The organism is Halorientalis regularis (assembly GCF_023698535.1).
Lineage (GTDB): Archaea > Halobacteriota > Halobacteria > Halobacteriales > Haloarculaceae > Halorientalis > Halorientalis regularis.
Map to the genome: position 1 here is coordinate 22,315 of NZ_JALJCL010000025.1, position 7,151 is coordinate 29,465.

Consider the following 7,151-nt stretch of genomic DNA (forward strand, 5'->3'; position numbering starts at 1 on the left):
GATGGGGCTGCGAGACGACACCCGGGGAGCGTCGGTCGCGCTCACCCACTCGTTGACGCTGGGCATCACCGCCCTGCTCATCGCGAGTCTACTGATCGGGGCGGGCGGATTGCTCGAACGGCAACAGGAACGAGTCGCCACGCAGGGCCTCCAGAACGTCGCCGAAGGCACTACCAACGACCTGAAAAGCGTCGACAGGCTGGCGAGCCGGAGCCACAGCGGCGAGGTGGTCTCGATGACGTCGATGCCGACACACATCGCCGGCGAGAACTACGACCTCGCCCTCGTCAACCGCGACGGCAACCGGTCCGCGCTGTTCGCGAACATGACGACGCCGAACGTGGTCACGGCCGTCGAGTTCAGAAACGAGTCCAGAATCTGTGAACGAACGCTCTCCAGTGGGCCGCTTCGCGTGGTGTACGATCCCGACGCGGACTGTCTCACCATCGAATCCGCAGACAGGTAATCCATGATCGACAGACTCACCGACCGAGAACGAGCCGTCTCCGATCTCGTGGCGTTCATCCTGACGTTCAGCATCATCATCAGCGGTACCACAATCGTCTACATCGGCGGCGTCGGAGCCCTCCAAGACCTCCGGGCAAACGAGATGGTGAACAGCGGCGAGCGCTCGATGCGTGGCGTCGCGGAGACGCTCGAGGACATCCACCGGAAGACAGTGCCCGGGCGCTCCGTCGAACTCGGCGTCGACGGCGGCCAGCTCAACCTCGTCGACTCCTCGATGACGTACACCTTCGAGATGGAGGGCGGCGGGACGACGACCGAGTCGATACGGACGAACGCGCTGGTCTATCGTCCCTCCAGCGAAGAGACACGACTCGTCTACGAGGGCGGTGCCGTGTTCCGGGAGGGCCGACAGAGTTCGATCATGACTTACCCTCCCGTCTTCGACTGTTCCGACGACGCCGCGTTGCTCTCTGTGCCGCGACTCGACGGGAGTATCAGCGTCTCCTCCGGCGGGAACGTCGAACTGTACGGCGAACGCGACGCCGCCAACACCGGTCTGTACCTCCCGGACGGGAACCCGGCGGACGTCGAACGCGTGACGGTCGACATCTCCGGGACGGCAGTCGCCGAGTCGTGGGCGGAGTATCTCGAGGAGTCGGGGTGGGAAGACGAGGGGAGCGGCGAGTACACCTGTGAGGGCGAGAGCGGCGGCGACCTCAAGAGCGCGTACCTTCGGCGGACGACGATCGATCTGCGAACGGTCCTCTAGAGCGGAAGGGCTTCCGCCACGTCGGCGCGTTACGGGACCGGATCGCTGGATCTGGACCGCGCCGTCAGCTCAGTTCGATCTGGTTCATGTCGACCGAGATGTAGTCGGCCTCGGCCGTCGTGTTCGCGTCGGCCACCGTGACGATCTGGATTTCGCCGCTCTGCACGTCGTCGATCCCCGTACCGCTGTCGGGATCCGTGCGGAGTTCGTAGTCGTAGACCCCGGTCTTGGTGTTGAGGTCCGGTCCGAGCGGGTTCGGTTCGGTGAGATCGAGTTCCACGAGCGTGCGGTTGCCGTTGAGGGTGATGGCATCCGAGGTGTCGATGTGTTCGTAGCTCCCGGTTCCCTCCTCTTTCATGTACAGTTCCACCTCACCGGAGCGCGGAATCTCCGCGGGGTTGCCCACGTCGACGGTCAGTGACTCCAGGTTCGTACTGACGATCGTATCGCGGTCTCGGTAGGTCTGGTCGCCGACGATGGCGCGGTTGATCTCCAGGCGTGGCTCCATGACGGTGACGTTGACGGCCGTCGACGCGTTCGCGGTCTCGATCCGGACGCGCATCGTCCCCTCGGCGCTCGCCCGGAAGCTGAACGCGTTCGTGTCGTCGTCGCCCGCGTCGAGGTGCAGGTCGGACCACGTCTGGCTCGGATCGTCGATATCGCTCAGCGAGAGGCCGTCGTAGGTCCCGACGACCGTCGCCGTCACGTCCTGGGTGCTCTCGTTGTCGCCGACGTTGGTGACGAGGGCGTCGACCTCGGCCGGCTCGCCGGGGGGCGTCACGCCCTCGAAGGACTCGACGTTCGGCAGGAAGTAGGGACCGTCGGCTTCGCCGACGTAGAGGTTCCGGGAGGCGGTCTCGTTGTCGTCGCTCCGAATCTGGAACTCGATCCCGTGCGGTCCGCTGGAGAGCCCGCCCGGGATGTCGACCTCGACCCACTCGCTCTCGCCGCCGTTCAGCGTGAAGTCGGACCCCGTCTCGTTGGAGCCGTCGACGAACAGATCGACGGCGTCCTCGACCGTGTCACCGCCGCGGTTCCAGACTTTCACCTCGAAGCTCTCGTCGTAGCCGGGCTCGACGGTCGCCGGCCCGCGGGTGTCGTTGATGACGATGTCCGTCTGCCCGGGCACGGTCACGGTGTTGTCCTCCTCGATGACCTCGAAGAGGACCACGGCGTCGTTGTAGTCCGGGTCGTCGTTCGTGTCCATGGCGTTCTCGGGTTCGGCGTTCGCCTCCGAGAGTTCGTAGAACAGCGCCATCTGGTCGTCCTCGAGTTGCAGGACGCCCTCGTCGGTGATCAGATCACCCAGAATCTCGCGCACGTCCCGCTGTTCCGGTCCGGCCTGTCCGTACGCCGGGACCGTCTCCCCATCCTCGCGGATGACGAGGTTCGAGGGGTTCTCGTCCTGGTTGATGGCGATCCGCGATTCGGGCTCGGACTCGTCACACGCCAGCGCGTCGAGTTCGTACCCGGAGACCTCACGGTCGATCCCCGAGTCCCGCCACGAGCCACAGTCGAACGACTCCGCGAAGACGGAGACGTTGGTCGGCGACTCCTCGGACGCCGTGACCGTGATCTCCTTGCTCAGGTATTCCGCTCCGGCGATCTGATCCTGCCGAGTGCTGGGCGTGTTGAGGTCTTTGTCACCCCAGACGCGGTGGTACTCGTTGGGTGCGGTCTCGTTGTCCGTGTAGATCGCCATCTCGACCGGGCCGCGGATGATCGAGGAGGGAACGTAACTACAGTCCAGGTGCCATCCTTCCCGCCAGCTGTAATCCCTTTCGCACTGCCGCTGCTCCACGATCCCACTCAGTTCGGTCCCCAGCACCGTCAGCCGAGCGGTGATGCTCCGGTTGATCTGGATGGTCGATTGGCCGCTGTCGAAGTCGCCGTCGAGTTCCTCGACGACCTGAATCTGCCCGGTCGCGGTCGTGTTGTCGGTCTCGACGGTGTACTCGTACTCACCGGGTGCTTTCCCGGAGAGAGATTTCTCGACCGGACCAACCACCGTCTCGTTCCCGGGATCGAGCGTCACAGACTCCGACGCGATCTCGGTCCCGTCGAACGAGACCGACACGTCCTGCGTTCCCGTCTGGCCGCCCGCGTTCCGGATTGCACCGGTGCTGTTGAACTCGCCGTTCTCCTGAACGACGGAGCGGTCGGTATCGGTCTGGACCGCCACGAAAAACGGCTCTGTGATCGAGCCCACTCTGAAGGTGCCGGTCTCCGTGTCGGAGTCGGTCTCGACGGTGTACTCATACAGGCCGGGCGTGGCGATCCCGGAGTTGTTCCGGAACGTGATCGTGTCGGTCTCGTAGCCGTTCAGTGTAAGCGGTTGGCTCCCCGTGTAGACGGTGGTACCGGTCGTGGCGTTTCGGACCTCGATGTCGACAGGGAGCGTCCCGTCGTTCGCCGCGTCGTTCTCGACCGTCGCATCGATCTCGTAGGGTCTGTTCTGGAGGATCTGGAACGGGCTTGTCGTGGACGCCAGCTCGAAGTCCGGCAGGTCGCCGATGTCGATGGTCGTCGTGCGTTCCTGATCCGAGTCAGTGCGATGTTCCAGCATGACGCGGAGCGGAATCCGCCCCTCCCGGGTCGTGGGCACGTCGAAGGTGATCCGTTCGTCGTCACCGTCGTCGACTCGCAACGTCCGCTCTGCCATGCGCTCCCCGCCGTAGTAGAACAGGACCGTCTCCGACGCCGGCATGCCGCCGTCGTTGTCGATGACGGCGTCCAGTTCCCTGTCGTCACCGAGTTCCGCGTCCGGCGGTGCGGTCAGCGGCTCGACCGAGAGGTCGGCCGGCGACCCCGTCCCGACGACGAACTCGATTTCCTCCTCGTCGTCCGGAACCTGAATCCGGGCCGTGTAGTCGACGACCGAGTTACTCCCCGTATTGAGGTCCGACGGGTCGATCGTCAGGGTTACGGTCTCGCTCCCGCCAGCGGTGATCGTCCGACGGGTGGTATCGAATGCCGTCGGCGGCCCGCTACCGGTCGTGTTCAGCAGCGTGATCGACGTGGTCCCATTGAAATCGCCGACGTTCTCGACCGTCACGTCGACCTGCATGTCGTCCCCCTCGCTCGTCGAGGCGGGCGCGGTGACGTCCGTGATCCGGTACTCGGGGTCCTGACGATCACCGAGGAGATACGTGATGTTGACCGAGTCACCGGCCTCGATGTCGGACCGCTCCTCAACGGACACCCGCCGGTCGTCGAAGTTGGTCTGTGCGAAGGTGTACCAGGCGCGGGCGAACGTGCTCCCCTCGATGCTGACTGTCACGTTCTCGATGTCGCCCGGCTGGCAGGTCTCGCCCACCGGCCCGACGCCCTTGCGCAACTGATTGGCCGTCCGGTTCACGTACATCGACCGCGACATGTTTGCGCTCAACAGCTCGGACTGCTCTTCGTCAACCTGGGCCGAAATCTCCCCGCCGCTGGCCGCGAACCCGCTCATATCGGAAATCTGGAGCGCCAGGCGACCGTTCCGGTACTCGATGTCCGGCGTGGACACCATCCACACGCTCTCCCCTTGCTTTCGCCAGACGCCGCCCGCTTCGTAGCCGACGATCCCTTGTTCCGCGCTCTCGTAGACGATGGTCCCCATCCCTACCGGTCCACTCGTACAGCTCCGATTCCCGTTCGCGACGAGTTCGACCGTCGTCGTATTGAGAACCGAAACGTCACCCCCCAGTTCGTCGGGAATGTCGAACGACGATTTCCCGCCGTCACCGGCGGCTTTCAGCTGGAGAAACTGTGACGAGATCTCCTGCATCGACTGTTCGGCCACCTGCATCTGGCTGTCCTGCTTGGCCTCCTCCAGCGCACCCGCACCGATCATGACGACGAGCAACGCCCCCGCGATCGTCATCCCGATCAACAGGACGATCCCGACGAGATTCGAAGCCGCCCTGACATCCCCGAAAATCTCATCGCTCCGCACTCTCATAGTATTTGCAATCTGGATTTCAAAATCATAAATCTACCGTATGTTTCGATCAACCGACTGGATCCGACGCAGTCTGCCGGTTTCGAATTTGAGAACGGGATGTCGTCGTTGATCCCGCACGAATCACGGCGATGGGGGCAGCCATCGAGAATACGTATCGGTCGAAAGCCATCGTCTCATCGCTGTAATCTTGGTGGTCGTTCTGGGTCCGCAGTCAGTACCGGTAGAGCGAGACCACAACCGGGAGCCGGTCGTACATCCAGACAGCGACCGGGAGCCCGACAATGGAGACGGTAAATAGATACGCGACTCCCATCCAGATCCCGCTGGCCCACCAGCCCACGAGGACGAACCAGATTGCGCGCACGACGAGCGGGCGCTGTTCGCAGTGGCGGGTTCTGACCTCGTCGGCACTGGCGACCAGCGTTCCCGACCGGCGCTTCAGCGACACAACCAGGGGGACCTGGTCGATCATCTTGATCCCCAGCGGAATGCCGACGACGGTGACGTTCAACAGCCACGCGACGCCGAGCCAGGTCCCCGTCGCCCACCAGCCGATCAACAGAAACCACGCCGCTCGAATGACTACCGAGCGTTGCTGGACCGGCCTCACCTGATCGGATGCCATAGATTCCGTTCGGTGTCACGGGCAAAGAACGACTCGGCGAGGGAGCGCGACACCCGCGAGGAACGTGGGCTGGCGAATCCACGTTCCTCTCAGGACCGATCGAGCCGACCGCCGTTCTGGAGCGCCGCCGTCACGATGCCGGCTGTCTGCCCAAGCCCGACGACTGCCAGCCCCGCAACCGCAACCGCCACATCGTCGAGGAGCGCAGCCCCGCCAGCCGCGAACACCGCGAGTCCGAGGAGCGACAGCGCCGCACCCACTAGATAGACGTGTCGGTAGGTGGGCCCCGACATCACCGTCCACGTCCTGGCGTAGGCGGCCGCCGGCAGGGCGATCCAGGCGTACAGCGCCAGCGCGGCCAGCGAACCACCCCCTGGCGTAACGATCAGGTCCAGGGTCCCGAGAACGTTAACGACCGCTCCGACCGCCAGGACGCGTTGCCACGCGCTCAGGACCGGACCGGTCATCTCCGACAGGGTCGTGACGAAGAAAGTCACCAGCAGTACGTCCATCACCACCATCGCGATCAGAACGGTCCGGGCCGTGACCAGACCCAGCACCGCCGCGGCGGCGAAGATCCAGGCCGCCGGCACCAGCCCCGCCGGCCCCACGTCTTTCAACAGCCCCATGTCACGTGTCGACGGACGACGGCGTGTTGTGTATTCCGGTCGGCCGCTGGTGGCGAGGGATCCAGCCGAGCCCGGAGAACGATGGCTCGACCAGCGCCGAGCATATCGAACGGAGCGGGTGGACTCGCCAGTAACGAGTTTGCTTGCTGTTGAACAAGCATCCGCCGAGTGGAGCGAGGCGGTTCACCGTGTTCGAACGAAGTGAGGACGCGGCCGTTTTCGCCCACGTTTTTGCCGTGAGTAGTGCGGGAGCGGGGTCGTTCGAGAGACGACGTCCCTCGTGATGAGGAGTACGCTCTCTCGAACCACTCCCGCATACCCTGCGAACGTGAAAAGTGGAGTGGACTCGCGGGGGTCCCGCGAACGAAGTGAGTGGGACCACGCGAGGGAGCGAGTGACTGACGGAGCGAAGCGACGGAAGGAAACGAGTGGACTCGCGGGGATTTGAACCCCGGGCCTTCCCCGTGCCAGGGGGATGATCTACCGCTGATCTACGAGCCCGCGCACTCGTCGTTATCCGTCGAGTTTTCTTAAACCCATCGAAGGAGTTCCCCGCGGGGGGACAACTCACAACGTGTTTGTCCGGCGGTGTTCAGATAAGGATGAAGAGTGAGGCGGTGTGTTTTCTGAGTGATCTGTGCCCGAAAACACACGCCTCGGCGGTAGTATCGACCAGATCGACTTAGAGTTTGTTGAACGCGAGGCGACACC

General features: G+C 64.0%; 5 protein-coding genes, 1 tRNA gene and 1 pseudogene. 3 read left to right on the top strand and 4 right to left on the bottom strand.

The window, feature by feature from the left end; translation table 11 throughout:
* Position 1: 1 nt before the first annotated feature.
* Both MU521_RS20615 and MU521_RS20620 read left to right on the top strand, forming a co-directional pair.
* Positions 2-466 (top strand): DUF7266 family protein, encoded by a 465-nt coding sequence (locus MU521_RS20615; RefSeq protein ID WP_092686413.1) that lies wholly within the window; start codon positions 2-4, stop codon positions 464-466.
* A 3-nt stretch (positions 467-469) separates the two neighbouring features.
* Complete coding sequence (locus tag MU521_RS20620; protein WP_092686412.1) at positions 470-1,237, top strand: DUF7289 family protein; 768 nt, start codon at positions 470-472, stop codon at positions 1,235-1,237.
* A 64-nt stretch (positions 1,238-1,301) separates the two neighbouring features.
* Here the strand turns inward: MU521_RS20620 and MU521_RS20625 are convergent, their stop codons facing one another.
* The 4 genes from MU521_RS20625 to MU521_RS20640 all read right to left on the bottom strand — a co-directional run bounded on the left by MU521_RS20625 (position 1,302) and on the right by MU521_RS20640 (position 6,941).
* Entirely contained in the window at positions 1,302-5,183 is a 3,882-nt protein-coding gene (locus MU521_RS20625) for a DUF7289 family protein (protein ID WP_092686411.1), read from the bottom strand.
* Between the two features lie 214 nt (positions 5,184-5,397).
* Positions 5,398-5,811, bottom strand: coding sequence for a YccF domain-containing protein (locus tag MU521_RS20630; RefSeq protein ID WP_092686410.1), 414 nt, complete (start codon positions 5,809-5,811; stop codon positions 5,398-5,400).
* 89 nt (positions 5,812-5,900) lie between these two features.
* The gene (locus tag MU521_RS20635) at positions 5,901-6,440 is read right to left on the bottom strand and encodes a hypothetical protein (protein ID WP_092686409.1); all 540 of its coding nucleotides are present in this window, start codon (positions 6,438-6,440) and stop codon (positions 5,901-5,903) included.
* 429 nt (positions 6,441-6,869) lie between these two features.
* Positions 6,870-6,941, bottom strand: a tRNA-Ala gene (locus MU521_RS20640).
* Between the two features lie 136 nt (positions 6,942-7,077).
* On the opposite strand from MU521_RS20640, the pseudogene MU521_RS21750 reads away from it, so the two are divergent.
* A pseudogene (locus MU521_RS21750) lies at positions 7,078-7,151 on the top strand (IS6 family transposase); the annotation flags it as partial.

Excerpts from the sequence above, each read along its gene's own strand:
- MU521_RS20620 (WP_092686412.1), top strand. The coding sequence starts at position 470 with ATGATCGACAGACTCACCGACCGAGAACGAGCCGTCTCCGATCTCGTG.
- MU521_RS20630 (WP_092686410.1), bottom strand. The coding sequence starts at position 5,811 with ATGGCATCCGATCAGGTGAGGCCGGTCCAGCAACGCTCGGTAGTCATT.
- MU521_RS20615 (WP_092686413.1), top strand. The coding sequence starts at position 2 with ATGGGGCTGCGAGACGACACCCGGGGAGCGTCGGTCGCGCTCACCCAC.
- MU521_RS20635 (WP_092686409.1), bottom strand. The coding sequence starts at position 6,440 with ATGGGGCTGTTGAAAGACGTGGGGCCGGCGGGGCTGGTGCCGGCGGCC.
- MU521_RS20625 (WP_092686411.1), bottom strand. The coding sequence starts at position 5,183 with ATGAGAGTGCGGAGCGATGAGATTTTCGGGGATGTCAGGGCGGCTTCG.